At 30.3% G+C, this 26,145-nt stretch carries 22 protein-coding genes; 18 read left to right on the forward strand and 4 right to left on the reverse strand.

The features are described from left to right. Positions 1-315: 315 nt before the first annotated feature. The 13 genes from AAC053_RS00975 to AAC053_RS01035 are packed head-to-tail and all read left to right on the forward strand — an operon-like array spanning position 316 to position 14,888. Positions 316-1,860, forward strand: a complete 1,545-nt coding sequence (locus tag AAC053_RS00975) for a hypothetical protein (protein ID WP_339751686.1) — start codon at positions 316-318, stop codon at positions 1,858-1,860. A gap of 1 nt (position 1,861) precedes the next feature. Beyond that, the gene (locus AAC053_RS00980) at positions 1,862-2,962 is read left to right on the forward strand and encodes a glycosyltransferase family 4 protein (protein ID WP_339751687.1); all 1,101 of its coding nucleotides are present in this window, start codon (positions 1,862-1,864) and stop codon (positions 2,960-2,962) included. A 42-nt stretch (positions 2,963-3,004) separates the two neighbouring features. Then, complete coding sequence (locus AAC053_RS00985) at positions 3,005-4,114, forward strand: O-antigen ligase family protein (protein ID WP_339751689.1); 1,110 nt, start codon at positions 3,005-3,007, stop codon at positions 4,112-4,114. After that, positions 4,111-4,692 carry a serine acetyltransferase gene (locus AAC053_RS00990; RefSeq protein WP_339751690.1) on the forward strand — a complete coding sequence of 194 codons (582 nt, stop codon included), beginning with the start codon at positions 4,111-4,113 and terminating at the stop codon, positions 4,690-4,692. The genes AAC053_RS00985 and AAC053_RS00990 overlap by 4 nt, the downstream gene beginning before the upstream one ends. Positions 4,693-4,719: 27 nt before the next feature. Further along, a complete protein-coding gene (locus tag AAC053_RS00995; RefSeq protein ID WP_339751692.1) occupies positions 4,720-5,664 on the forward strand; it encodes an ATP-grasp fold amidoligase family protein in 945 nt (314 codons plus the stop codon). 13 nt (positions 5,665-5,677) lie between these two features. Then, positions 5,678-6,769, forward strand: a complete 1,092-nt coding sequence (locus AAC053_RS01000) for a glycosyltransferase (RefSeq protein ID WP_339751694.1) — start codon at positions 5,678-5,680, stop codon at positions 6,767-6,769. Positions 6,770-6,794: 25 nt separating this feature from the next. Beyond that, positions 6,795-7,838, forward strand: coding sequence for a sugar-transfer associated ATP-grasp domain-containing protein (locus AAC053_RS01005; RefSeq protein WP_339751696.1), 1,044 nt, complete (start codon positions 6,795-6,797; stop codon positions 7,836-7,838). 39 nt (positions 7,839-7,877) lie between these two features. After that, on the forward strand, positions 7,878-8,927 hold the full coding sequence (locus tag AAC053_RS01010; protein WP_339751698.1) for a sugar-transfer associated ATP-grasp domain-containing protein: 1,050 nt from the start codon (positions 7,878-7,880) through the stop codon (positions 8,925-8,927). Between the two features lie 31 nt (positions 8,928-8,958). Then, positions 8,959-10,110, forward strand: a complete 1,152-nt coding sequence (locus AAC053_RS01015; RefSeq protein WP_339751700.1) for a glycosyltransferase — start codon at positions 8,959-8,961, stop codon at positions 10,108-10,110. A 14-nt stretch (positions 10,111-10,124) separates the two neighbouring features. After that, the gene (asnB, locus tag AAC053_RS01020; protein WP_339751702.1) at positions 10,125-12,029 is read left to right on the forward strand and encodes an asparagine synthase (glutamine-hydrolyzing); all 1,905 of its coding nucleotides are present in this window, start codon (positions 10,125-10,127) and stop codon (positions 12,027-12,029) included. Between the two features lie 3 nt (positions 12,030-12,032). Beyond that, complete coding sequence (locus AAC053_RS01025; RefSeq protein ID WP_339751703.1) at positions 12,033-13,169, forward strand: glycosyltransferase family 4 protein; 1,137 nt, start codon at positions 12,033-12,035, stop codon at positions 13,167-13,169. Positions 13,170-13,225: 56 nt separating this feature from the next. Next, the gene (locus tag AAC053_RS01030) at positions 13,226-13,840 is read left to right on the forward strand and encodes a sugar transferase (protein ID WP_339751705.1); all 615 of its coding nucleotides are present in this window, start codon (positions 13,226-13,228) and stop codon (positions 13,838-13,840) included. 37 nt (positions 13,841-13,877) lie between these two features. Next, positions 13,878-14,888 (forward strand): peptidoglycan bridge formation glycyltransferase FemA/FemB family protein, encoded by a 1,011-nt coding sequence (locus AAC053_RS01035; RefSeq protein WP_339751707.1) that lies wholly within the window; start codon positions 13,878-13,880, stop codon positions 14,886-14,888. A 2-nt stretch (positions 14,889-14,890) separates the two neighbouring features. Here AAC053_RS01035 and AAC053_RS01040 read toward each other — a convergent pair whose 3' ends face one another. Continuing rightward, positions 14,891-15,550, reverse strand: a complete 660-nt coding sequence (locus AAC053_RS01040; RefSeq protein ID WP_339751709.1) for an HAD family hydrolase — start codon at positions 15,548-15,550, stop codon at positions 14,891-14,893. Continuing rightward, positions 15,534-16,505: an ATP-grasp domain-containing protein gene (locus AAC053_RS01045; RefSeq protein WP_339751711.1), complete on the reverse strand. Its 972-nt coding sequence runs from the start codon at positions 16,503-16,505 to the stop codon at positions 15,534-15,536. The genes AAC053_RS01040 and AAC053_RS01045 overlap by 17 nt, the downstream gene beginning before the upstream one ends. Positions 16,506-17,001: 496 nt before the next feature. Between AAC053_RS01045 and AAC053_RS01050 the strand changes: the two genes are divergently transcribed. From AAC053_RS01050 to AAC053_RS01065, 4 genes are read left to right on the forward strand one after another with little or no spacing between them, the layout of a single operon-like run. Continuing rightward, a complete protein-coding gene (locus tag AAC053_RS01050) occupies positions 17,002-18,129 on the forward strand; it encodes an aminotransferase class I/II-fold pyridoxal phosphate-dependent enzyme (RefSeq protein WP_339751713.1) in 1,128 nt (375 codons plus the stop codon). Continuing rightward, positions 18,123-20,018: a nucleoside-diphosphate sugar epimerase/dehydratase gene (locus AAC053_RS01055; protein ID WP_339751714.1), complete on the forward strand. Its 1,896-nt coding sequence runs from the start codon at positions 18,123-18,125 to the stop codon at positions 20,016-20,018. Before AAC053_RS01050 ends, AAC053_RS01055 begins: the two co-directional genes overlap by 7 nt. 37 nt (positions 20,019-20,055) lie before the next feature. After that, positions 20,056-20,832 carry a polysaccharide biosynthesis/export family protein gene (locus tag AAC053_RS01060; RefSeq protein WP_339751716.1) on the forward strand — a complete coding sequence of 259 codons (777 nt, stop codon included), beginning with the start codon at positions 20,056-20,058 and terminating at the stop codon, positions 20,830-20,832. Between the two features lie 21 nt (positions 20,833-20,853). Continuing rightward, positions 20,854-23,220 carry a polysaccharide biosynthesis tyrosine autokinase gene (locus AAC053_RS01065; protein WP_339751717.1) on the forward strand — a complete coding sequence of 789 codons (2,367 nt, stop codon included), beginning with the start codon at positions 20,854-20,856 and terminating at the stop codon, positions 23,218-23,220. A 54-nt stretch (positions 23,221-23,274) separates the two neighbouring features. On the opposite strand, the gene AAC053_RS01070 is transcribed toward AAC053_RS01065, so the two are convergent. Next, the gene (locus AAC053_RS01070) at positions 23,275-24,447 is read right to left on the reverse strand and encodes a proline dehydrogenase family protein (protein WP_339751719.1); all 1,173 of its coding nucleotides are present in this window, start codon (positions 24,445-24,447) and stop codon (positions 23,275-23,277) included. 99 nt (positions 24,448-24,546) lie between these two features. Between AAC053_RS01070 and aroB the strand changes: the two genes are divergently transcribed. Further along, a complete protein-coding gene (aroB, locus tag AAC053_RS01075; protein ID WP_339751721.1) occupies positions 24,547-25,617 on the forward strand; it encodes a 3-dehydroquinate synthase in 1,071 nt (356 codons plus the stop codon). On the opposite strand, the gene AAC053_RS01080 is transcribed toward aroB, so the two are convergent. Beyond that, a complete protein-coding gene (locus AAC053_RS01080) occupies positions 25,614-26,129 on the reverse strand; it encodes a DinB family protein (protein ID WP_339751723.1) in 516 nt (171 codons plus the stop codon). The genes aroB and AAC053_RS01080 overlap by 4 nt on opposite strands. Between the last annotated feature and the right edge of the window lie 16 nt (positions 26,130-26,145).

Consider the following 26,145-nt stretch of genomic DNA (forward strand, 5'->3'; position numbering starts at 1 on the left):
GTTGTTTTTAATTGTAACTAAGATTTATTTTATTTAAATGTGTTTTCAATATTTGTGATTTTTGATAAACTTTGAATTTATATATGCTGTTGGTAAAATAATTCTCAATAAAACCAATAATTCCCATACACTATTTCAGGAACTAAAATAATCGGTATTGCCTGTAAATATGCAGCCATATATTGATATTATTTTTAATATCTCTTAGTGAGCTGTTTATATTATTAACAATAAAAAGGACTAGATTTATTACTTATTAAGTAAAATCTATATTCTTGCAAATAGAATGCTATTTTTATAGCGAAACAATTATAAATGTCTAGAGTAAAAAAATCATTAAAAAACGCGAAGGTTGGTGTCTTCTTTTTCATTGCCTCTGTTTTCGTTCAGTTTTTCTCTAGAAAACTTTTCTTAGACAATCTAGGCCCTGAATTTATTGGCTTAGAAACCACATTACGAAGTGTTTTAGGTTTTTTAAATTTAGCTGAACTTGGTATTGGAACCGCCATTGGGTTCACATTATACAAACCAATTTTTGATAAAAACCACAAAGAAATAAATAAAATAATTGCACTTCTTGGAGTGTTATATAAAAGGATAGGTATTGCTATTATTGGTGTTGCCATCATCGTATCACTCTTCTTTCCAATGATGTTTGAAACTACTTCTTTTTCTTTATTATTAGTTTATTTTGTTTTTTACACACTTCTATCTTCAACTTTACTCAGTTATTTTGCCAACTATCATCAAAGTTTATTTGGTGCTGATCAAAAGGGCTATATTATTCAAGGGTATTTCCAAACCTTAAATATTATCAGAGTCATACTACAGGCAATAGTAGCAGTGTATTTTAAAGATTTTTACTTATATATCATATTAGAGCTAGTATTTAGTATTATCTACAGTATTGTAGTTCGTAAAAAAATAAAACAAGAATATCCTTGGTTAATTATTAACTCAATTCAAAAGGCCGAAATAATTAAGGAATATCCAGATATCATTAAAAAGATAAAGCAAGTCTTTGTGCATAAAATGGGGTCTTTTGTTAAGAATGGTACAGATAACATACTTGTAGCTGCATTAGTAAGTCTAGAAAGTGTTGCTTTCTTTGGTAATTACCAGCTCATATTCACTAAATTAGGTGGTTTAGTAAAAATGGCTTTTGCAGGTACAGGATCTGCTGTAGGCAATTTAATCGCCGAAGATGATGAAAAAAACACCACCAAAGTCTTTTGGGAGTTAATGGCTGTTCAGTTTTTTATTGCAGGCTTTTTTAGCTTAATCATGTATTTTACTATGGAACCTTTGATAGCTATATGGTTAGATGAGAAGTATATCTTAGCGAAAACGACGTTGTTATTATTGGTTGCAAACTTCTTTATCTTCCAGATTAGCTCAACCGTAGAACGATTTAAGAATGCATATGGACTTTATCAAGATACATGGGCAGCAGCAACAGAAGCCTTAATAAATCTTACGATATCTTACATTTTTGGAAGTATTTGGGGAATTGATGGCATTATACTTGGTACACTTGTTAGTCTTATTCTTATGGTTGTTATTTGGAAACCTTACTTTCTTTATAAACATGGATTTAAAAAAAGTGTTTGGCTGTATTGGCGAGGTATGTTACCAGAATTCATTGTATTTATTGTAGCTGCCGTATTGGTTAATTTTTTAGCTAGTTATATCGCTTATAATAGGGAATCATCTAACTTCATAAACTTTATTATATATGCCTTACAAATTACGGTCATTGTAACTGCTATTTATGGCACTTTATTATTTGTATTTATTAAAGGATTTAGAGTTTTTGCTTTTAGAATAAAAGACTTGATATTAAAAAAACTGATTAAATAAAGTGGAACATAAAAAAAAGAAAATAGGATTTGTAATTGGTAAACTCTCTTCAGGTGGTGCAGAACGTGTTATATCCACGCTAAGTAATGAACTTGTTGAAAGATTTGATATCACCATCATTACATTTACTAAGTCCACGCCTTTTTATGCTTTAGATGAAAGAATAAAAGTGGTTTCTTGCCAAGATGAAGTGCAGCAACCAAGTTCTATGTTTGATTCCCTTAAGCTGAACTATATTTTGGTGAAGAGAATTTCTAAAATAGCTATAAAAGAGCAAGTAGATATACTCATCGGCTTTATAACATCAGCAAACATTCTCACTACAATTGCAGCAAAGTTAAATCGCATCCCTTGTATAATAAGTGAGCGAAATAATCCATTAGTTGAAGAGGTTCCAAAGTTATGGGTAATACTTCGAAGATTTGTTTATCCATTAGCCAATAGTTTAGTATTACAAACTAAAGGCATAAAAAAAATTTATGAGAAAAAAATAAGACCTTACAAAATTACTATATTGCCAAATCCGATTTCATCAGAATTGTCTAAACAAAGGACTAACACTATAAAACATGAAAAAATTATTTTAACAGTTGGGAGACTAGATAAAAACAAATGTCATGACGAATTAATAACAGCTTTTTATGCTATTAATCCAAAAGAATGGAAGGTAAAAATTATTGGAGAAGGTGCTAAAAAACAAGAACTAAATGAGCTTATAGAAAGCTACAATCTATCGGAAAAAGTTAAAATTATATCAAAAGTTAAAGACATACATAAGTTTTACAATGAAGCCTCAATTTTTGTATTCACCTCTAAAACTGAAGGGTTTCCTAATGCGCTTTTAGAAGCTATGCATTATGGCTTGCCATCTATTTCTACAGATTGTAATTTTGGGCCATCAGATTTGATAAATGATGGAATTAATGGTTATTTAGTGCCTGTAAATGACCAAGCAGAATTAACAAATAAATTATCAGGTTTAATAAATGATGAAAAATTGCAAAATCAATTTTCCAAAAAAGCTAAAGAAACAACAGAAAATTATGTAAGCGAAAAAGTGATAGCCAAATGGGTATCATTAATAAACAGTCATATTAAGTAATTAATAAACAAAGAGATTAACTGTATATATCTCAACATAAGAATGAAAATAATAAAGTACATATGTTTAGCGCTGATTTTATTCAATCTGCCCTCATTTGGTCTCATGGCCTTTGGTGGTGGTATAGGTACAGCTCTTAGTTATGGTACTATCTTCATGTTGTTTATTTATTACGCTTTAGAAAAAAAAACAACACCAAATTGGTGGATGATTATCATTGCTACATTATATTTCCTCATTTCTAGCCTACAATTCTATCGTCCTGCTACTATTTTCATAGTAGAAGTTATAAAGTACTTTATTTTTATAATTGGTGGTTATGAATTGACAAAACGCGTTAACAATACAGAATTATATGTTTTTCTTTTAATAGGAGCATTAAGCATAGGTGTCGAAGCTTTATATTTTACTAGTGATTTTGGTCGATATTCTGGATTTTATTTAAATGCAAATGTAGCTGGATTTATATCTATATATGGTTACTCTATAACTTACGGAATAAAAAATAAGACTTTAAAATTAATTGGGCAATTTGTATTTACATTGATGGGATTACTTACATTCTCTAGAACATTTATAGTAATTTGGTTACTATTAAATATTATTTCCTTGAAAATCAGTATAAAAAATATAAAAATTTTTGGTATTGGGTTTTTAATATTTGCAACATTGTTATTCATTGACCAAGTTGTTGGTCTTAATAACCCTCGTTTTGAACAATTAAAGAACATTGTAAATAATGAGAATGTTTCTAGCCAAGAGATAAGTGAGGATTCTAGAACAGAAACTTGGGCATTATTTTACGATCAAATTTTTGAGTCCCCATTAATAGGAAGCGGTTATGGTACATTTTCAGGAAAGACTCGGGTTATGGGTGTTCACAATACATATTTAATGATTATAGGCGAAGCAGGTATATTACCATTTCTTTTATTTTTAATTTATATAGGCTATCTCTTCTTTAAAAGTTTCATCTTTTTTAAAAAAGCACCATATCTTATTATGCAAACCATTTCTTTAGCAATATTTTTACTGGCAAATCATAACTTTTTCACCTTTTTCTATATGACATTTGCAGCAATGTGGATTCAATATCAAATTCATAAATTGAGTATAGAAGAGGTTGAATACGACAAATATTTAGAAGCATGATAAGTTCTAAAGAAGATTATATCAGATACGTTAATCAAGACAAAAAAGCACTTGGTATAAAATCTAAAAGCTTAGAAGGGAAAATAGTGCGTTATTTCTCTCCTAACCCAATTTGGACGTTCCAAAAAAGAATGCGCAAGCTAGAGTTTTACAATAATTGTAAAAATAAAGGCATTAATAAACTCTATATATTTTACTTAAAGTATAGATTCAAAAAGACATCTATTAAACTTGGTTTTTCAATTCCTATAAATGTTTTTGGACCAGGTTTATCTATTATACATTATGGAACTATCGTTATTAATAGTCGTACCAAAGTTGGCAGCAATTGTAGAATGCATGCTTGTGTAAATATTGGTGCATCTGGTGGTGAAAAGGAAGCTCCACAAATTGGAGATAACGTTTATATAGCACCAGGAGCTAAGATTTATGGAAACATTAAAATTGGAAACAATATAGCTATTGGTGCCAATGCTGTTGTAAATAAATCTTTTGAACAAGATAATATCGTTTTAGCTGGTATCCCTGCCAAACAAATTGGAGAGGTTGATATCAAAAAAATAATTAAGCACATTTAAATCATCATAACAAATAATAGAATAAAAATGAGTACTGATTTAAGAAAACATGGTTTAAGGAAAAAATTATCTAATATCTATAGGAAGTCAGATATTGGATATAATATCGTAAGACCATTCTATAAGCTCTACGAATTCGTCCTAAATATGATTCCAGATAAGGTTATTATAAAAAATAGCTTTAAAAAGCATATGGGTTATGAACTAGATTTAGATGATCCTCAAACTTTAAATGAAAAAATAAATTGGTTAAAACTTAATCATAGAGAGGATATACATACAACAATTGCAGATAAATTCAAGGTAAGAGCCTACATAAAGGAAAAGATTGGTGAGGAATATTTAATCCCATTGCTATATGAAACTAAAAACTCTAATGATATTAGACCAGAAAATTTACCAGACGTTGATCATATTATAAAATGTAATCATGATAGTTCTGGTGGTGTAATAATAACAGATAAATCTGCAATAGATTGGAAAAGTACTAGAACACGATTTAAAAGGCTTTTAAAAGAAAACCATTATTTCAGTACAAGAGAATGGCAATACAAAAATATTGAACCTAGAATTGTGGTTGAAAAGCTAATAACCAATGAAGATGGTAGTATACCAGATGATTATAAGATTCATTGTTTTAATGGTAAAGTCGTCTTTTTTGGAGTTGATTTAGATAGACATGAAGAGACAAGAGCAAGAAATTTATACGATACCAACTGGAGTTTATTGCCATGTAATTGGGGAAGACCAAACGGAAGAGATATACCAAGGCCTTCTAATTTAGAAGAAATGATAGTGCTTGCAGAAAAGTTAGCAAAGGATTTTATATACCTAAGAGTAGATTTTTATGCTGTAAGTGGTAAAACCTATTTTGGAGAATTAACATTGCACCAATCATCTGGGTTTAGAAAATTTTGGCAGCATGAATGTGATCAAAAATTTGGTGAACAATTAAATATAAAAAACAACTAATACTAAAGTAGTAATGACTAAAAAAATAAAAATCTTTTTTGTTGTACCTACACTTTTTGCTGGTGGAGCAGAGAGAGTTATATCTTTCGTGTCTCAAAATTTAGACAAAGAAAAATTTGATTCTACTCTAATTGTAATTGGCTTAGAAAAGGAAAGTAAATTCCCAGTTTCTGGCATACCTGTTATTTATTTAAATAAAACACGTGTACTAAGAGGTATATTCTCCGTTGCTAAATTAATTAAAAGAGAAAAGCCTCAGGTAGCAGTGAGCACAATATCGCATTTAAATTCTTTAATGGGATTAATTTCTATTCTATTTAAAAACACCGTTTTTATAGGAAGACATGCCTGTATACTTAATGCTCCTAATGAGAATAAAAAATTGGTTAAAAAGAAAAAACCACCAATTATGTCTATTTTTAATTATTTCCTTTATGGCTTAAAAAAATTAGACTATATGATTTGTCAATCAGCAGATATGAAACAGAGTATTATGGACGTCTATGATATGAATGACAAAAAAATTAGAATTATAAACAATCCTGTTACTCAAACAGATATTATTAAAACAAACGATTCACATAATGAAATCAAAAAATTTATAACTATTGGTAGACTAAGTAAAACAAAAGGGCATCTTAGAATACTTGATATACTTGGCAAGCTTTCGTTTCCATTTCAATATACCATTGTAGGAGAGGGTGTCTATTATGATCTTATTTTAAAAAAGATAAAAGAATTAGGTCTAGAGGACAACATAACTTTTGTAAAATATACTGATAATGTCTCTAAATATTTAGTTGAGCATGATATGTTTTTGCAGGGCTCTTATTCTGAAGGATTCCCTAATGCGTTATTAGAAAGTTGTGCTGTAGGTACACCAGTAATTGCATTTAATTCTCCAGGAGGTACTAAAGAGATTGTTGAAGACGAAGTTAATGGTTTTTTAGTTGAAGATGAAGATGAATTTCTAAAAAGACTAAATGACAAAAGGAACTGGAATCCAGAAGTAATTAGAGAATCCGTGTATAAAAAGTTCAATAAAAATATAATTCTAAATGATTATGAACAACTATTTTTCGAAGCTTTAGAATTAAGTAATTAATACTACTAACAAAAAAAACAATAACATGAGAGCACTAATCAAAAATACAATTAAAAAAGGTAGAACGATTGCCTATCACATAGAGCATAATAATGATGCTAAAAGGATTCTCAAAGTTGTTGAGGCAAAAAAAGGAGCATTTAACCCTAAAGATAAAAAGTTGTGTATTGAATATGCAAAAGACGTGTTTGGTAATAAAAAATATGCACCTTGGTTATTTGTCTATTCTGCTTTCGCAAAAGAATTTAAAGAAGGTTGGATTCCAAACAATTATTATGGAGAGCATGTTATCCCAAATATCAATGGAGAATATGGTGATATAGGTGATAAAAATGCAGCAATAAGCAAATTAGTAAATGTCTCTAATTCTTTAGATATTGCCTATTATGTTAACCGTCTATTTTTAAGTGCAAATTACGAGGTTCTTAATGAAGAGAAATTAAAAAAATTACTTTTCAGTCAAAATGAAAAGGTTGTTTATAAGATTGAAAACTCTCAACAAGGAAAAGGAATATACTTCTTTGATGAAAAAACTTTCAATATAGATGCTATAAAAAAATTAGGGAATGGTGTTTTTCAAGATTACATAGAGCAGCATCCATTTTTCTCTGAATTTACAACATCATCTGTTGCAACAATTCGTATTACATCTGTTTGTGATGATAATGGTGAAATTCATCCAAAAGTGGGCTATTTTAGATTTGGACGTGATAACGATACACATGTGATATCAAGCTCTGCAATGAAAATACCAATAGATATTAAAACTGGCAAACTATTCGAAGACGCCTACTATCCGAATTGGGAATCAACTAAACAGCTTCCTGATAAGGATATTTCTTTTGCAGGTAAAGAGTTGCCTTTATTCAATGAATGTTTAAGTGAAATTAAAAAAATGCATAGTTGTATTCCGTTCATAAGATGCGTAGGGTGGGATGTAATTATTGATAAGAACAACAATGTGAGATTAATAGAATTGAACGGAGGACATAGCGGAATCAAATTTAGTGAAGCAGTTCAAGGACCTAACTTCAAAGGATTAAATTGGGGAAATTTACATAAAAAATAACGCTTAAAATTTTATTATTTCTAACCTAGACCAATTAATATGAGAGCAGCAATAAACACAGTTAAAAATGTTATTGAAAAAGGCAAATGGTACGTCTATCATGCAGAACATAAAAAAAAGGCAGGCAAATATCTTCAATCTATTGAGGCCATAAAAGGAAAACTTGATCCTAAAAATGTAAAATTATGCAAGGAATATGCTAGAGATATTTTTGGTAATGAAAGATATGCTCCATGGTTAATTGTTTACTGTACCTATGCTCAGGAATTTAAAGAAGGTTGGATCCCAGATAATTATTACGGAGAGGTTGTTGTACCAAATTTTAATGGATTATATGGCGATATATGTAACAGAACTGTAGTAATAAGCAATCTATTACAAGAAACTGATTCTTTAGATATTTGTTATTATGCTAATCTTCTATTTTTGAGTCCAAATTATGAGATACTAAATGAAGAAAAAATCAAAAAATTTCTTTTTGCTAAAAATGAAAAAGTGGTTTTTAAGGTAGAGAATTCTCGTCAAGGAAAAGGCATCTATATCTTTGATGAAAAATCTTTCGATATTGATGTTATAAGAAATCTAGGGAATGGAGTTTTTCAAAGTTTTATTGAGCAGCATCCTTTCTTCTCAGAATTTAACAACTCATCCGTGGCAACAATTCGTATTACATCCATTTGTGATGATAATGGTAATATTGATGTGAATTCTGGTTTTTTTAAATTTGGACGTAAAGGTGAAACTCATGTTCAGTCTGCCTCTGCTATTTATATACATATAGATGTTAAAACTGGTAAACTAGGTGAAGATGCCTATTTTCCAAATTGGGAAACAATGAAACATCTTCCAGACAATGACATTCCGTTTGCAGGGAGAGTATTGCCCTCATTTGATGCCTGTGTCGCTGAAGTTAAGAGAATGCATAGTCGCATACCATTCATAAGGTGTGTAGGTTGGGATTTAATAGTAGATAAGGATAATAAAGTGAAGTTAATAGAGTTGAATGGAGGCCATAACGGTATTGTGTTTAACGAAGTCTTTCAAGGTCCATGTTTTAAAGGATTAGGTTGGGAAGGCATAAAAAAGTAACACATCCTTAAAGCGGTGAAAAAAACAAACAATGTCTCCAAAAACCAAACAAAATATAAGCATACTTAGTATAACACTTGGAAGTGGTGGTGCAGAAAAGGTGATTAGTCTTCTTTTAAAAGAATTAAAAAACGACTATAATGTAACACTTGTCCTTTTCTATAATACCATTCATTTTCCTGTGCCTGAAGAAATTACTATTAAAGTACTTTCGGAAAATGAACCTGATCGACCATTTTACTTAAAAATGATAGATTCGTTAAGATTTATCACAAAGTATTATCGTTTTGTAAAAACTGAAGATATTGCTATTTCAGTTTCATTTCTGGCCTTTCCAAACCTTATAAATGGAATTATTTCTATGTTTAATAAAAGTGTAAAAACTATTATTAGCGAGAGAGGATTTCCTTCAGATAATGTAACCAGCAAGCTCTCTTTATACATATCTAAACTGTTTTATCCAATTTTTTATAACCGCTGTGATAAGTTATTTTCAAATTCTGTACACATCAATAGAGATTTAAAGGATAATTTTGGAGTAAAAATTCCGATGGAAGTGATTTACAATCCGATTGTAATACCAGAAAAAACTATAGTTGCAAAAGACTTAAATGTTAACACAACTTCATTAAAAATTATTACGGCTGGTACTTTAAACAAAAGAAAGAATCAAATAATGGTGATACGTGCGATTAAAGCATCTGCATTAGACTATAATTTTAGTATTCTTGGAGGTGGTGATTTGCAAGATTATTTACAAAATGAAATCAGTGCTTCTCAACTCAATGACAGTGTTTTTCTAAAGGGGAAAGTGAAAAACGTGAATGATTATTTGCTAGATAGTCATTGCTTTGTATTATCATCATTTACAGAAGGGTTTCCGAATGCTTTGATAGAAGCTATGGCTATTGGGTTGCCATGTATTTCTACAAATTGTTTATCTGGTCCTTTAGAACTACTCAATGAAAATAAAGAAGTAGATATTAAGGTTGGCGAGTTTTTTATTGGTAAATACGGTTTACTAGTTAATAATGATGACCACATCGCGTTAAGACATGCTCTCGATTACTTTCATAAAAACCCTCAAGAAAGAGAAAAATATAGCATGCTAAGTTTAGAGAGAGCAAAAGAATACCAATTAGATAGTATTTATGCAAAGTTCAATCAGTTTATACAGAAATAATAAGAATAGAAGACATGTGTGGAATTAACGGCATTATCGCCAAAACCAACCGAAATAAAAATGAGATAAGTTCTATTCTTAATACTATGAATGATCTAATTATTCACAGAGGCCCAGATGAAGATGGTTTGTTTTCAGAAGAAAATGCCGCCTTTTCTATTGGTATGGGAATGAGAAGATTATCTATTATTGATTTATCTTCTGGTAAGCAACCCATTTTTTCGGATGATAAACAGATAGTTATTGTCTTTAACGGTGAAATCTATAATTATAAAATCCTAAAAGCTAAATTAGAAGCAGAAGGTGTTACATTCAATACATCGAGTGATACTGAAGTTATTCTAAAAGCATATGAAAAATATGGTGTAGAATCGTTTAAATGGTTAGATGGTATGTACGGCTTTAGTATCTATGATAAAAACATAAACAAATTGTTTATTGCGCGAGATTTCTTTGGTGAAAAACCATTGTATTACACACATACAGACAAGGAATTTATTTGGGCTTCAGAATTAAAATCGATTATTAATACGATCAATTTTACTCCTAACATTTCAAAAAAAGGATTGAATTTATATTTTAGATTAACCTACATTCCTGCTCCACATACAATTTATGAAAACATATTTAAGCTAGAAGCCAATCATTACATAGAATATGATTTAGCATCGCAAAACACAACTATAAATAAAATAAATGCTGAACCAAAACCAAAGACAATTGATATTTCTTTTGAAGATGCAAAAACGAAAACAAAAGATCTAGTTTATAAAAGTGTAGATAGCAGATCTATTGCAGATGTTGGTTTAGGAACGTTTTTGTCTGGTGGTGTAGATTCATCAATTATTTCACTTTGTTTATCTCAAACAACAGATAAAAAGATTGACACCTTCTCTATTGGGTTTAAAAAAGCATCCTATGATGAAACTGATAAATCTAGAGTTGTTGCAAATATGGTAAATAGTAATCATCATGAGTTTATAATTGATGAAGACGATTTAAAAAACAACATTCACGAGATATTAGTCAATTTTGATGAACCATTTTCAGACACAGCTGCTCTACCTACTCACCTATTGTCCGAAAAGACTAGAGAGCACGTTACGGTAGCATTGACTGGTGATGGTGGTGACGAAGTATTTGGAGGCTACAACAAATACTACATTGGCAAAATGAATAAAAAGTACACTAGCATAGTACCAAAAGGTTTGCACAAGACAATTGCTGGTTTAAGTAACAAATACCTCATTAATAAAGATGATACACGAGGTAAAAAATTTCAGATTAACAAACTTTTAAATTCTATTAATTATAAGGGTGACTTTTATTGGGATATTATTTCTTTAGCAAACACAAGCAATCAAATATCTGAGATTATATCTCCAGATTATTATGAAGAAAATCTATTTCAAGAGTATAAAGATGTTTTGGGTAAGCAAAAAATGGAAAGCCTTACCGATTTTAGACATGTAGATAAAGTGCTAAGTTTAGAGGGTGGTATGCTGGCTAAAGTAGATAGAACTAGCATGATGGCGTCTTTAGAATGTAGAGCTCCATTCTTAAACAAAGATTTATGGGAGTTCACAAATACCTTACCAGAAAACTATTTAATGAAAGGTTGGAACAAAAAACACATCTTAAAAGAAGCCTTTAGAGATCAGTTTCCTGAGGAGTTTTTAGAAAAAAGCAAAAGCGGATTTGGTTCTCCAACAGGTGACTGGTTAAGACAAAGTTTACGAAAAGAAATAGAAAGTTATATAGAACCAGGGATGCTTAAATCTCAAGGAATATTCAATATAGATTTCATTACTCAGCTTGTAAAAGACCATTTAGATAGTAAAAAAGACAGCACATTTAGGGTTTGGTCTTACTATTGTTTCCAGAAATGGTATAAATTTAATTATTTAAAGCAAAGCTAGAACATGATAGATAAAAAGAGAATTTTAATTATAGCCTCGCATCATGTCTCATTAATAAGATTTAGAGGAGATTTTATTAAGAGTTTAATAGATAATGGCTTTGATGTATTTACGGCTGCACCAGAATACTCAGAAACATATCATCAGAAAATTATTGATTTAGGCGCAACACCAATTGCTTTTAACTTGCAGAGAACAGGCCTAAACCCAATGAAAGATTTTAAATCAATCCAAGTGTTAAAATCTATAATGAAAGACAATAAGATCGATTTAGTGTTTCCTTATACAGTTAAACCAGTAATCTATGGTTCTATAGCGGCTAATATGTCTAAAACACCAGTTATATCCTTAATTACTGGGTTAGGTTATACCTTTACAGGTTTAACTGCAAAAGCAAGATTATTACAACGATTTAACGAAATCTTGTATAAGTTATCTATTCGAAAAAACAAGGTTATTGTATTTCAAAATAAAGATGATTACCAATTGCTTTTAGATAGAAAAGTGATTTCTAAAAAGCAAAGAGTCGAATTTGTTAGTGGCTCTGGTGTTAATTTAAATGAATTTAAATTCATTGAAAAAAATGCATCTGATAAAGTTAGTTTTCTTCTTGTCGCGAGGTTGATTAAAGAAAAAGGTATTGCGTTATATATGGATGCTGCAAAAATTTTAAAAAAGAAATACCCAAATTCAGAATTTCACATAATAGGTGCTGCTGAGACTTCACCTTCTGCTATTAGCGAAGATGAATTAAATGATTTACATGCTAAAGGAATTATTACATTTCATGGAAAACAAAGAAATATAGATGAGCACTTAAATATGAGAGATATTTTTGTACTACCTAGTTATTATAGAGAAGGTTTACCTAGAACAACTTTAGAAGCTTGTGCTTGTGGAAATCCGATTATTACAACAGATTCTGTAGGCTGCAGAGAATCTGTAATAGAAGGCATCAATGGCTTTTTAATAGAGCCTCAAAACCTTGATGCTCTGGTTAAGCCTATGGAATATTTTATCACTAACCCTAATAAAATTAAGGAAATGGGTATTAATAGTAGAAAATATGCAGAAGAACGATTTGATGTTGATATTATAAATAAGGATCTGTTGGGTATAATTAATAATGTTTTGAATTAATTTAGCTATAATAATAATAATAAGTGATTTATAATAAAAACTTATAATTTCATACTATGAAACTATATCCAACCTTAGTAAAACGTGTATTCGATTTTTTAGCTGCTTTAGTCGGCTTAATAATCGTTTCACCATTATTATTAGTGCTAATTCTTGTGCTTACTATATCTAATAATGGAAAGCCTTTTTTCTATCAAAAAAGAACCGGTAAAAATGGTAATATCTTCACCATTATTAAGTTAAAAACTATGAACGACAAAACTGATAATGTAGGTGACCTTTTACCTGCATTAGAACGCGTTACTAAAACTGGAGATTTTTGCAGAAAATACTCATTAGACGAAATACCTCAATTATTAAACATTTTAAAAGGCGACATGAGTCTGGTTGGTCCTCGCCCACTTTTACCAAAATATTTGCAACATTATAATGAAATGCAAAATAGAAGGCATGAGGTTTTACCAGGAATAACAGGTTGGGCTCAAGTTAATGGTAGAAATACAATCAGCTGGGAACAAAAATTTGAATATGATGTTTATTATGTTGAAAATCAATCTTTTTTGTTAGATTTAAAAATTATTTTTAAAACCATAGATAAGGTTATTAACAGAAAAGATATCAATAACTCTGACACTATGGATATGCCAGCATTTACTGGCACTAAAGACTAAAGTACCGTTTGTTTATTACAAGTTAAATTGGCTATTAATGATTACAGAAATTACTAGTAAAAAAGAATGGAATGACGTGTTAGCTAAGGTTGGTAACTATGATTTTTACCATACTTATAACTATCATTTAATTTCTATAGCAAAAGATGAAGAATCTATTCTTTTAGTATATAAAGATGATACTAACATAATTGCAATACCACTAGTTTTAAGACCAATAAAAAACACCAACTATTACGATTTTACTTCTGTTTATGGTTATTCTGGTCCTTTAACAAATATTACAAATTTAGATTATAATTTTGCTAAATTTAGGGATAACCTAAATGCTTATTTTCAAGAAAAAGGTATTATTTCAGTGTTTAGTAGATTACATCCTTATATAGAACAAGATGCCATTTTAAAAGAGTTAGGTAGTATTATTTATCTTGGAAAAGTAGTAAATATAGATGTAAGTTTATCCGTTGAAGAATCGCGACGAGCTTACGGAAAATCTAATAGGAATCAAATTAATAAATTGAGACGTCAATGCTCTGTGCATAAAGCTGAAACAAAAGAAGACATTCTAGAGTTTGTTGATATCTATCACGAAAACATGCGTCGCTTAGATGCAGAAGATTACTATTTCTTTGACAAAGACTATTTCTTAAATTTCATGAAAATTGACGATTTTAAGACTAATATTTTATTAGTTAAAGACGATGAAACAGATAAATTTATTGCTGGTTCTATGTTTGTTAAAACAAATAATATCGTTCAGTTTCATTTATCTGGTACACGCACAGATTATCTTAGAATGAAACCTTCAAAATTGTTTTTAGATGAAATGCGTCTCAAAGCTACTGAAGAAGGATTCACTTTTTTTAACCTAGGTGGTGGCTTGGGTGGCAATGAAGATTCTTTGTTTCAATTTAAGGCTTCTTTTTCCAAAGAATTTAAAAAATTTAAAATTTGGAAATATATTGTAAATGAAAAGATTTACAATGAGCTTTCAACTAATGCAACAGATTCAGAATTCTTTCCTAAGTATAGAGCAGGACAGCATTAAGATTATCTAGTGATTTTCAACTCTTTATAAGACAAAATAAAATGATTTGGCATATTAGCTTTGCTATAATGTTGGTGTGCATTACCATGAATATTTAACCCATTATCAATTAACCCAATGGTTTCCCATCCCAGAGAATTTGGTGTAACAAAGTCTTTTATAAGATTGTCTGCTATGTAATAATATTCTGAACCAGCTAGTGAAGTTTCAATTGTTTTATAATTTGCCTCGTTAGGTTTTTCTGTGCCTAAAGCTTCAGAAATCACAACTTTATCAAATAAATTTTCAATACCTAGTGCCTTCAATTTGGCCGATTGTGTTTTCACTCTTCCATCGGTAATTATTCCAAGCTTTCCTTTATTAGATTTAATAGAATTTATAACTTCTAATACACCATCAAATAAATAAATATCCGGAATATGATTGCGATACATTTCTATAAGAACCTTAAGGTCTATATTATATTTTTTAACTAAAAATTTAAAAACGTTACCTTCAGATCTGTATATCGAAAGCATAACACTATAAAGTGGTTTCCAGTTTTTAGTCTCTAAATGTTTTGAAATATGACGATAAGCAGACTTTAAAAAATCTATTTCGTTGTAGAGCGTATCGTCTAAATCAAAAACTACTACAGAATGTGCGTTAATCTTTATATCCATGGACTAAAACTTCATCATCGTATCTTATCATTAATAAATCACTTTCCCAAACATCAAATTTATCTTCAATCGATCTATCTAACAAATGCTCTTCTATTATCCATTTAGGGAAATTAGCATTGGCCAAATACGATAAAGGAAAACCACCACCAAATCTAGGGTTTATCTCTATTCCTATAATTTTAGTATCATCATCTTTGTGCATAAAAAACTGAATTGTAAGGCAGCCAATAGCACCTTCAATATGCTTTAAATATTTTTTTATGAGATTAACTAAAGTATTTTGTTTGGTAACTGCTTTATAAACTTCCCCATCCCTCACCTCTAGTCTCTTGCGTGGCACTGCACACTTTAATTTATTTGCCTTTGAGTAGTATAAATCACATGTGTATTCGTCAAATTCATTTTGATCTATATACTCTAAAAACATAAGTTTATCATTATTTAAATGATATTCTGTTATATCTTCTGGGTTTCTAATAATGTGAGTATCCACACTTCTACTTCCATCGATGGGTTTAATAAAAAGTGGTAATTTGTAATTATTTTTTGAGTATTCCTTAGCTATTGTAATTCCTTTAGATTCAAAAAATTTATGTGTTTCTGTTTTATCTCTACACTTTTCAATAAAACTAATAGAAGATATTAAAATCCCAATACCATTCTCTTTAAAACGAGATTTACAATTTGCTAATTGAAATAACTCAGTATCAATGGTAGGTATAATTAATGATATACTATTTTCTTTACATATATTAATTAATGAATCCATATATAAAGACTCATCTAATCTTGGTACTTCAAAATAATCATCTGCTACTAGACAACCAGCAGAAAGTAAAGGATCAGAATCCGAGGCATAAACTTTAGCTTGAGGATATATTTTCTTAAGCTCTTTTTTAAAAGCTCTCACAAGAGATACTCTCCTACCTGCAGAGGTTATTAATATGTTCATTATTCGCTAAGGGCTAAAATCTAAATCAAAACAAAGAATTCAATAAATATAATACCGTTAAGTACAAGTTAGGAATTGAACCTATGTACGGTAAATTTATTAGTTTAAGGATACTGTTAGATATAGTAAACCATTTACAAATAACTAGTTTTTAAAGTTAGAAAGCAAATTATTACTAATAAGCCTTTATCTGTAATAACTCATAGCTTAATACCAAGTACTGATTATAAAGTCTCAATAATTAATTATAACGCAATGATTTTGTTTTATTTTTATATCCTGTATCCTTATATATATATTAGTTTCTATAAAACCAACGCATACTCTATCAAGACTTTAGGCAACAACGTAAATATATGCTTTTTATCGTCTTTATATGGGCGCTTTCATTTTATTGACGCATATTTAACCGATTTTAATTGTGTCCCATAGCCCTCTAAGACATGAAATTGATATAGTAATATATTAATATAGTATTACTAAACAATTTTTGCCTATGAAACCTAAAATTTGGTTATCGTCACCACACATGAGTGGTGCAGAACAAACATACATTAAAGAAGCTTTCGATTCTAATTGGGTTGCTCCATTAGGACCTAATGTTAATGGCTTTGAAGATGATATACAATCTTATCTTAATGAAGACAGACATGTTGCTGTTTTAGCATCTGGCACATCTGCTTTGCATTTAAGTCTTATAATTCTTGGGGTTAATAATGGTGATGAAGTTATCTGCCAGAGTAAAACGTTTTCTGCATCAGCAAATCCTATCGCTTACCTAGGTGCTACTCCTGTTTTTGTTGATAGCGAAACAGATACATGGAATATGTGCCCTGTACAACTAGAAATTGCCATAAAAGATAGAATTTCTAAAGGAAAAAAACCTAAAGCAATTATTCCGGTGCACTTATACGGAATGCCTTACAAAGTTGAAGAAATCCATGAAATATCGAAAAAATATAATATCCCTGTTGTTGAAGACAGTGCAGAATCATTAGGAAGTTATTATAAAGGTAAGAATTGCGGAACTTTTGGTGACCTATCAATTCTATCGTTTAATGGCAATAAAATAATAACAACTTCTGGTGGTGGTGCTATAATAACTAGAACTTTAGAACAAAAAGAAAAAGCTGTATTCTTAGCAACACAAGCCCGAGATAATGCACCTCATTATTTACACTCCCATATAGGTTATAATTACAGAATGTCTAATATTATTGCTGGTATTGGTCGTGGGCAAATGACCATTTTAGATAGTCATGTTGCAAAACGTCGTTCTAATTATGAGTTTTATAACAATGCTTTTAAACATATAGATAAGATTAAATTTTTAACAGAACCAGAAGGTTATTTTTCTAATCGTTGGTTATCCTGTATACTTTTAGATTCAGAATCAACTAGAGAAGGTCTAAGATTAGCTTTAGAAAAGGAGAATATTGAATCTAGACCTTTATGGAAACCAATGCATCAACAGCCAATTTTTAAAGATGCACCGAGTTACTTAAATGGTGTTTCTGAAAACTTATTTAAAAAAGGTTTATGTTTACCTAGTGGATCTAATTTATCTGATATAGAATTAGATAGAGTAGTTTCTACTATAAATACGTATTTTGCATCATGCTAGTAAAATTTCTACATAAAATATCTCAGAAATACGCCTCAAAATGGTTGGTGTTACTCTTTGATATATCTATAATAGTAGCCACATTTTTCTTATCATACTTAATAAGGTACAATTTCAAAATAGATTTTGATTTTTCTGTTATATTAAGACAAGTTCCTTATGTAATATTAGCAGCTGCTATAAGTTTAATTGCAGTTGGATCGTACAAAGGTGTAGTAAGGTTTACAGGGTTTAAAGATATTGTTAATATTGTTATCGGAGCAAATATTTTAGCTACCATGCTCATTAGCTTTACTTTTATAAGCAGAAGGGTTATAAATGAAGATACGATATTTAATATATCTGGTTCTATTATTTATATTCATTTATTATTAAATATCTTATTCCTAATTGGAGCAAAACTATTTATTAAGTCTATTTATAACTATATAACACAAGACTTTAATAACATATCTAATGTTTTAATTTTTGGTGCTGGTAATTCAGGAATGCTTGCTTATGACGCTATAGAGAATGATACCAAGAATGGTTTTGAAGTTGTGGGTTTTATTGATGATGATGAACGAAAAATTGGAAAAAAAATAAACCTGCTTAAAGTTTATAATATTAGCTCTATTGATGAAAGCTTTATAAAGAAGAACAATATTGAAGATGTTATAATTTCAATTCAAAACATAGACCCTTCAAGATTATTACAAATTACAGGTAATCTTTTTTCGCTAGGTTTAAAAGTTAAGATTGTTCCTCCTGTTCAGAATTGGATAGATGGAGACCTAAGTGTTGGTCAAATAAAAGAAGTAAAAATTGAAGATTTATTAGGTAGAGACCCAATAAATATTAAAAACCCAGATTTAGAAGATCAATACGATAATAATGTAATATTAATTACTGGTGCAGCTGGCTCTATCGGAAGTGAAATCTGTAGAAAAATTAGTTTATATAAATATAAAAAACTAATCTTAATTGATAATGCAGAGTCTGCTTTATATGATATTCAGCAAGAATTTAGACAACTAGGATTAGAAAACGTCGATGCTATTGTTGCAGATGTTCGTAATAGAGCAAGAATTGAGCAAATATTTAATCAGTATAAGCCTAAAATTGTTTTTCATGCAGCGGCATACAAGCATGTACCTCTAATGGAAAACAACCCATTTGAAGCTGTTAGCGTAAATGTGGGTGGCACTAAAAATGTTGCTGATATTGCTGTTAAACATAGTGTAGATAAGTTTGTGTTAATATCTACAGATAAAGCAGTAAACCCAACCAATGTTATGGGTGCTACTAAGCGAATTGCTGAACTTTATGTAACTTGTCTTAAAGGTAAGGGTCATACAAAATTCATTACCACAAGATTCGGAAATGTTTTAGGATCTAATGGATCTGTAATCCCATTGTTTAAAAAACAAATTGATAAAGGTGGCCCATTAACGGTTACGCACAAAGAGATTACACGTTATTTTATGACTATACCAGAGGCATGCCAACTCGTTATAGAAGCAGCCGCTATGGGTAATGGTGGAGAAATATTTGTGTTTGATATGGGAGAACCTATTAAGATTTATAACCTTGCCACTAATATGATTATTCTATCTGGTCTAAGATATCCCGAAGATATAGATATTAAGATTACTGGTCTTAGACCTGGTGAAAAAATATATGAGGAGCTATTAGCAGATGGTGAAAACACCAAGAAAACATATCACGAAAAAATAATGATTGCCAAATCGAGACATATTGATATCGTTTATATAGAAAAACAAATTAATAAGTTAAATGGCATAAATTCGTTAACACAACCATTAGAAATCGTATCTTCTTTAAAATCATTAATACCAGAATATATCTCAAATAATTCAACTTATGAAGTATTAGATACAAAAAAATAATCCAGATTTATTAACTAAACCTATAAAAAATATAAAAATGAAAACTCGTATTCTTTTAATCTTAATATTAGCTGTTGTTATGACTACATCATGTGCATCTGGTAAAGATATTGTGTATTTTCAAGACGAACCTCTAGAAGACGGTCTTTTGATGTCTGAGCCAAAACAACTCTTATACAAGCCAGACGATATTTTAACTATACATGTATCTGCATTAGACCCAGATACTGTTAAGCCATTTAATCTGCCTTTAATTTCAAATAATACTAGTAACATAACAAGTGCACAAAGCAGCTCCCAAGTTCAAACTTATTTGATAGATTATAATGGTAACATAGAGTTTCCTGTTTTAGGGAAAATAAAAGTAGCAGGTTTAACTCGTACAGAACTTACATCTTTACTTGTAGATCGTATTGGTTCAATGGCAAAGGATCCGATTGTTAACATACGTCTGGCTAACTTCACAATAACAATTATTGGAGAAGTTTCTAATCCAGGTACATTTACAATTCAAGATGAAAGAATTACAATATTAGAAGCACTTGGACTTGCCAATGATTTAACGATCTTCGGTAAACGAAAAAATGTACTAATTATTAGAGAGGTTGATGGTAAAAAGAAGTTCGCTAAAATTGATTTAACATCTATAAATACTGTGAATTCACCTGTATATTATTTACAACAAAACGATGTGATTTACGTAGAACCTAATAATGCCAAAATTCGTTCTTCTACATACAACCAAAATAATGGTGTACTTATATCAGCAATTGGTACATTAACAACTATTATCGCTGTATTCTTAGTGAAATAATCTCATTTATTTAAATTCTTTATGGAATCTAAACCTAATTCAGTAACTGTAGACATAAAACAGAAAGTAGAATTATTTCTTTCTTATTGGAAATGGATTACGCTTTCTGCTATCGCAGCTATACTACTAGGATATACATACTTACGTTATACAACGTACGAGTACAAAGCAAATGCAACAATTAAGATCCGAGATGAAAAGCAATCAACAAAATTGCCCAGTATCGAAGAGATTGGTAGCGAGGGATTGTTTGCACAAGGGACAGATAAGATTAAAGATGAAATTGCGGTAATACAATCGCGTACTATTGCTGAAAATATTATTAAAACTTTAGAACTAAACATTCGTTGTTTTGCTGAAGGCAAAATAAAACAAAAAGAGTTATACAAAAACCCACCAATTAAAATTAATTTTTTTGAAAGTGACTCTGTAATTAATACAATATTCACCGATTTATATCTAAAAGTTAAATCACAAACAGAATTCATAATGTTTAAGGACGATGGTAAGTCCTTAATAAATAGAGATGATAAGGAAGGAAAAGTATATGCTTTTGGTGATAAAATTGAAACCAGTTATGGTGGCATAGTAATAGTTCCAAATGTTGGCTCTTACGCACCTCAAATAGGAAGCAATCTTAAAATAACTGTAAGACCAATTTCAAAAATTGTAAATCAGTACCAGAAAAAAGTCAATATCTCAACAGAAAAGGGTTCTAGTGTTATAAGACTTGAGCTAAGAGAGTCTGTGGCTGAGAAAGCCGTCGATTATTTAAATCAACTTATTATGGAATATAATAAGGATGTTCTTAGAGACAAGGAAGAAGTAATTAAAGTAACATCAGACTTTATTGATAATAGGCTTCAAAAAGTATCTGTGGAGTTAGATAAAGTAGATTACACAGCAGAACAATTACAAAAAAAGAACAATCTTATAGCCTTAAGTTCTCAAGACAATATTAATCTACAAACTGGTCAGCAGTTACAAGCAAAAATATCCGCTACATCTAATACCATTGAATTAGCCTCTTTTTTACAAGAAGAACTTAGTAATAAAGAAAGGAGTAGCGATATGTTACCTGCAGATATTGGTTTAGGTGATTCTAATACATCTCAAGTTATAAAAAATCATAATGAATTGGTAGCACTGCGCGACAGAATGCTAAGAAATTCTAGCAATACTAACCCTGTGGTTATTCAATTGAATAATCAAATAAAAACGTTAAGATTAAATCTTGACAATTCTTTAATTAATATAAAGCAAACTTCAGAACTTACCCTAAGCAGTTTAAACAGAGAAAATGCTAGAATACGTGGTCAACTCTATCAAGCTCCGACAAAGGCAAGACAGTTTAGAGATATTAAAAGACAGCAAGATATTAAGGAATCACTTTACCTGTATCTTCTACAGAAAAGAGAGGAGTCGGCGATTAGACTTGGTATGCATTCACCAAACGCCAAAATAATTGACAATGCCTACTCTTCTTTTAAATCTGTTGCACCAAACGAAACGATTACTTATTTGGCGTCAATAATTTTTGGACTATTAATTCCTATTGGGTTTATTTATTTAGTAGATTTATTAGATACTAAGTTATATCAAAAAAAGGACCTAGTTGATATTCTTAATGTTCCCTATTTAGGAGACATTCCTAAATCTTCGAAAAAAACAAAGCTTATAAGAAAGGTAGACTATTCACCTAAAGCTGAGGCATTCAGAATTATACGATCTAATATAGATTTTATGCTTAAGGATGTAAAAGGGAGGTCTAAAAAAATATTTATTACATCTACAAAGGCACAAGAAGGAAAATCGCACACCAGCACTAATCTAGCATCAGCAATATCTTTTTCAGAAAAATCTGTGCTATTAATAGAAATGGATATTAGAGTGCCAAAGATATTAGATTACTTAGAGTTAAATGATAAGCCAGAAAAAGGACTTTCAGATTATATTGTTGATAAGTCTATTAAACCCCTAGATATAGTTATTAAACATAAAGATAATGCTTTTTTAGATATTATTCCTTCTGGTACAATTCCACCAAATCCGTCAGAATTATTAATGAGCGACAGAGTTGAAGAGCTATTTAAGTATTTTGAAAATAAATATGACTATATTCTTGCAGATACATCGGCTGTTGGCTTGGTTAGTGATACACTATTAATTTCAAAATTTGCAGACATGTTTATTTATGTTGTGAGTGCAGATGGTGTTGATAAAAGACAACTTGTCCATGTGGCGCAAACATTATATGATGATAAGCGTTTACCTAACATGACGATGTTATTAAATAGTGTAAAAACAGGAAAAAAAGGTTATGGTTATGGTTACGGCTATGGTAACAATCCAAACAATAAAAAGAAATGGTACAATTTTTTCTCTTAAAAGAGAAACGTAATATTTAAACAGATTTTTTAGCCTAATCTCATAATAAAGAATTTATAATTTACGTCGTTTTTTTTCGGTTTTTAATAAAGATAACTCCCTGTTTGTTTGACCAGCAACAGAGGTGTTCTCTTCTGCCCTTCTAATTAAATAAGGCATCACGTCTTTTACGGGCCCAAAAGGAATATACTTTGCTACATTATAACCAGCTGCTGCCAAATTAAAACTTATATGGTCGCTCATACCATATAATTGACCAAACCAAACCTTATTATCTTGCTTTGTAATATTATACTTTTCCATAAGCTCCATTGCTAAAAAACAACTAACTTCATTATGTGTTCCGATAAAAATAGAAATATCATTAAGGTTATCTAGAATGTAGCTCAAAGTTGAATTAAAGGTGTCATCAGTAACCTTTTTAGTCTCACAAATTGGTGACTTATATCCTTTCTCCTGTGCTCTATTACGCTCTTTCTCCATGTAAGCTCCACGTACTATCTTCATGCCTATTTTAAAACCTTCAGCTTTGGCGCGTTGGTGTAAATTTTTTAAATAGTCTAAGCGATCCCAACGATACATTTGAAGCGTATTATAAACTATAGTAACATCTTTATTATAGCGACGCATCATATCTTCTACAAGATTATCTGCTGCTTCTTGCATCCAGCTCTCTTCACTATCAATTAATACTTCTACATCTTTCTCCTTGGCTAATTTACAAACGGCATCAAAACGAGCAACTATCCTATTCCATTCACCCTTCTCATTATCAGTAAAATCTAAACCTTCTGTCTTTTTTTGATATATATGGAAACGACCAAAACCTGTTGGCTTAAACACTACAATAGGCATCGCTTCTCTTTGATCGCAAAAACGAATAATCTTCAATATTTTTTCGCAAGCATTATCAAACTGTTCATCTGTTTCTTTACCCTCTACAGAATAATCTAAAACAGAACTTACACCTTGTGCAAATAACTTATCAATTACAGGTAAGCAATCTTCTTCATTAACTCCACCACAGAAATGATCGAATACCGTAGAGCGTATCAATCCTTCAATAGGTAAATTTGCCTTAAGTGCAAAATTAGTTGCAGCAGTACCTATACGAACCAAAGGTTGTGAAGAAATCATTTTAAACAAAAAGTAAGCACGTTCTAATTCAGAATCAGATTTTAATACAAATGCAGTGCCTGTATTTTCAAAGAGTGATCGATTTATCATTAGTTATAAGAATATAAATGCAAATATATTTATTCTTTGTCATACTCTTTTCTAAAAAAACGAAGTATTTTCACGCCAACAAATTAGATAATTTCTAGGATGAATTCAATTTCTACAAAAAATTCGGTTATTTATTTTAATTCTGAAGTCTATTCAGAAGTAAACAATTATATAAAAACTAAAAACCCTTCTAAAATCTTTATTCTTGTAGACACGAATACGCACGATGATTGTTTACCTCATTTTTTAGCGCACCTAGAATCTGGTGATATCGTTGTTGAAGTAATGGAAATGCCAAATGGTGAAGATCATAAAACCATTGACATTTGTTCGGGAGTATGGGAAGCTTTGTCAGAGTATAATGCAGATCGTAAAAGCTTACTAATTAATGTAGGTGGTGGTGTTGTAACAGATTTGGGTGGCTTTGTAGCCAGCACGTACATGCGTGGTATTAGCTATATTAATATACCAACAACTTTATTAGCTATGGTAGATGCTTCTGTCGGAGGAAAAACAGGTGTAGATTTAGGTGCCTTAAAAAACCAAGTTGGAATTATTAATGAAGGAGAAATGGTTGGTGTTGATACTTCTTTCCTAAGCACATTACCTCAGAACGAAATGGTATCTGGTTTTGCAGAAATGCTAAAACACGGTTTAGTCTATGATAAAACCTATTGGAATACGTTGACACATCTCGAAAACTTAGATATTTCGGATTTAGATGGCTTAATTTATGACTCAGTTGTTATAAAAAACAAAGTTGTGAGTGAAGATCCAAAAGAGCAAGGCTTAAGAAAAATTCTAAATTTTGGACATACGTTAGGACATGCTATAGAAAGTTACTTCTTAGCACATGCAGACAAAACACCTTTGCTTCATGGCGAAGCTATTGCTATAGGAATGCTTTTAGAAGCGTATTTGTCCACTAAAACTTGTGGCTTAAGCACTAGTGATTTTGAAAATATAACAGAAGGTATATTAAAAACCTTTTCTAAAGTACCTATCACTATAGAGGATCAAAAAATAATAATTAATTTATTAAAACACGATAAAAAGAATAGTCATGGAGTTGTTAAGTTTGTACTCCTAGAAGCTATTGGAACACCAAAAATTGATTGTGTAGTTAGTAATGAACTTATTTTAGAAGCCTTCAAACATTATTCTGCTTAGAGATAACGCTGCTTTATTACTTGGTTATGATGATTTTCGTGACCAGAAATAATATATCCCAATGCTCTCACAGAAATTGGGAAACCACTCGCCTCTCCTATTTGCTCTAGTTCATTAAAATCAAAACTACTATAAAGTGAAATAGTTGCCTGCCTCACGGATTTGTATTCTTCTATTAAACTATATAAGCTTCTATATTTGGTTTTTCCATTCATAACATAATCGTCTTGCTCAAAGCCAGCTAAAGGGGTTTTATCTTGCCTAGCGATACGCAATGCTCTATAGGCAAAAATGCGTTCTGTATCAATCACATGATGCAAAACATCTTTTACTGTCCATTTTCCTTTTGCATAGGAAAAATCGTGCTTAAGTTTAGGGATATTTAAGTAAAAAGAAACCACAGCATCTAAGTTTTGTTTTAAACCTTTAACTATGTTCTTATCTGAAGCATTGTCTATATAAGGTTTATAATAAGAATTATACTCGTATTGACCTAAGCTGTTAGAAATCATAATCGTAATTAAAATA

Source organism: uncultured Winogradskyella sp., assembly GCF_963975125.1.
Taxonomy (GTDB): domain Bacteria; phylum Bacteroidota; class Bacteroidia; order Flavobacteriales; family Flavobacteriaceae; genus Winogradskyella.

What these genes read in the sequence shown, in the direction of transcription:
- AAC053_RS01040 (WP_339751709.1), bottom strand. Translation starts at nt 15,550, where the DNA reads ATGGATATAAAGATTAACGCACATTCTGTAGTAGTTTTTGATTTAGAC.
- AAC053_RS01000 (WP_339751694.1), top strand. Translation starts at nt 5,678, where the DNA reads ATGACTAAAAAAATAAAAATCTTTTTTGTTGTACCTACACTTTTTGCT.
- AAC053_RS01045 (WP_339751711.1), bottom strand. Translation starts at nt 16,505, where the DNA reads ATGAACATATTAATAACCTCTGCAGGTAGGAGAGTATCTCTTGTGAGA.
- AAC053_RS01065 (WP_339751717.1), top strand. Translation starts at nt 20,854, where the DNA reads ATGGAATCTAAACCTAATTCAGTAACTGTAGACATAAAACAGAAAGTA.
- AAC053_RS00985 (WP_339751689.1), top strand. Translation starts at nt 3,005, where the DNA reads ATGAAAATAATAAAGTACATATGTTTAGCGCTGATTTTATTCAATCTG.
- AAC053_RS01015 (WP_339751700.1), top strand. Translation starts at nt 8,959, where the DNA reads ATGTCTCCAAAAACCAAACAAAATATAAGCATACTTAGTATAACACTT.
- AAC053_RS00990 (WP_339751690.1), top strand. Translation starts at nt 4,111, where the DNA reads ATGATAAGTTCTAAAGAAGATTATATCAGATACGTTAATCAAGACAAA.
- AAC053_RS01060 (WP_339751716.1), top strand. Translation starts at nt 20,056, where the DNA reads ATGAAAACTCGTATTCTTTTAATCTTAATATTAGCTGTTGTTATGACT.
- AAC053_RS01010 (WP_339751698.1), top strand. Translation starts at nt 7,878, where the DNA reads ATGAGAGCAGCAATAAACACAGTTAAAAATGTTATTGAAAAAGGCAAA.
- AAC053_RS01030 (WP_339751705.1), top strand. Translation starts at nt 13,226, where the DNA reads ATGAAACTATATCCAACCTTAGTAAAACGTGTATTCGATTTTTTAGCT.
- AAC053_RS01080 (WP_339751723.1), bottom strand. Translation starts at nt 26,129, where the DNA reads ATGATTTCTAACAGCTTAGGTCAATACGAGTATAATTCTTATTATAAA.
- AAC053_RS01070 (WP_339751719.1), bottom strand. Translation starts at nt 24,447, where the DNA reads ATGATAAATCGATCACTCTTTGAAAATACAGGCACTGCATTTGTATTA.
- AAC053_RS01005 (WP_339751696.1), top strand. Translation starts at nt 6,795, where the DNA reads ATGAGAGCACTAATCAAAAATACAATTAAAAAAGGTAGAACGATTGCC.
- AAC053_RS01050 (WP_339751713.1), top strand. Translation starts at nt 17,002, where the DNA reads ATGAAACCTAAAATTTGGTTATCGTCACCACACATGAGTGGTGCAGAA.
- aroB (WP_339751721.1), top strand. Translation starts at nt 24,547, where the DNA reads ATGAATTCAATTTCTACAAAAAATTCGGTTATTTATTTTAATTCTGAA.
- asnB (WP_339751702.1), top strand. Translation starts at nt 10,125, where the DNA reads ATGTGTGGAATTAACGGCATTATCGCCAAAACCAACCGAAATAAAAAT.
- AAC053_RS00975 (WP_339751686.1), top strand. Translation starts at nt 316, where the DNA reads ATGTCTAGAGTAAAAAAATCATTAAAAAACGCGAAGGTTGGTGTCTTC.
- AAC053_RS01055 (WP_339751714.1), top strand. Translation starts at nt 18,123, where the DNA reads ATGCTAGTAAAATTTCTACATAAAATATCTCAGAAATACGCCTCAAAA.
- AAC053_RS01035 (WP_339751707.1), top strand. Translation starts at nt 13,878, where the DNA reads ATGATTACAGAAATTACTAGTAAAAAAGAATGGAATGACGTGTTAGCT.
- AAC053_RS00995 (WP_339751692.1), top strand. Translation starts at nt 4,720, where the DNA reads ATGAGTACTGATTTAAGAAAACATGGTTTAAGGAAAAAATTATCTAAT.
- AAC053_RS01025 (WP_339751703.1), top strand. Translation starts at nt 12,033, where the DNA reads ATGATAGATAAAAAGAGAATTTTAATTATAGCCTCGCATCATGTCTCA.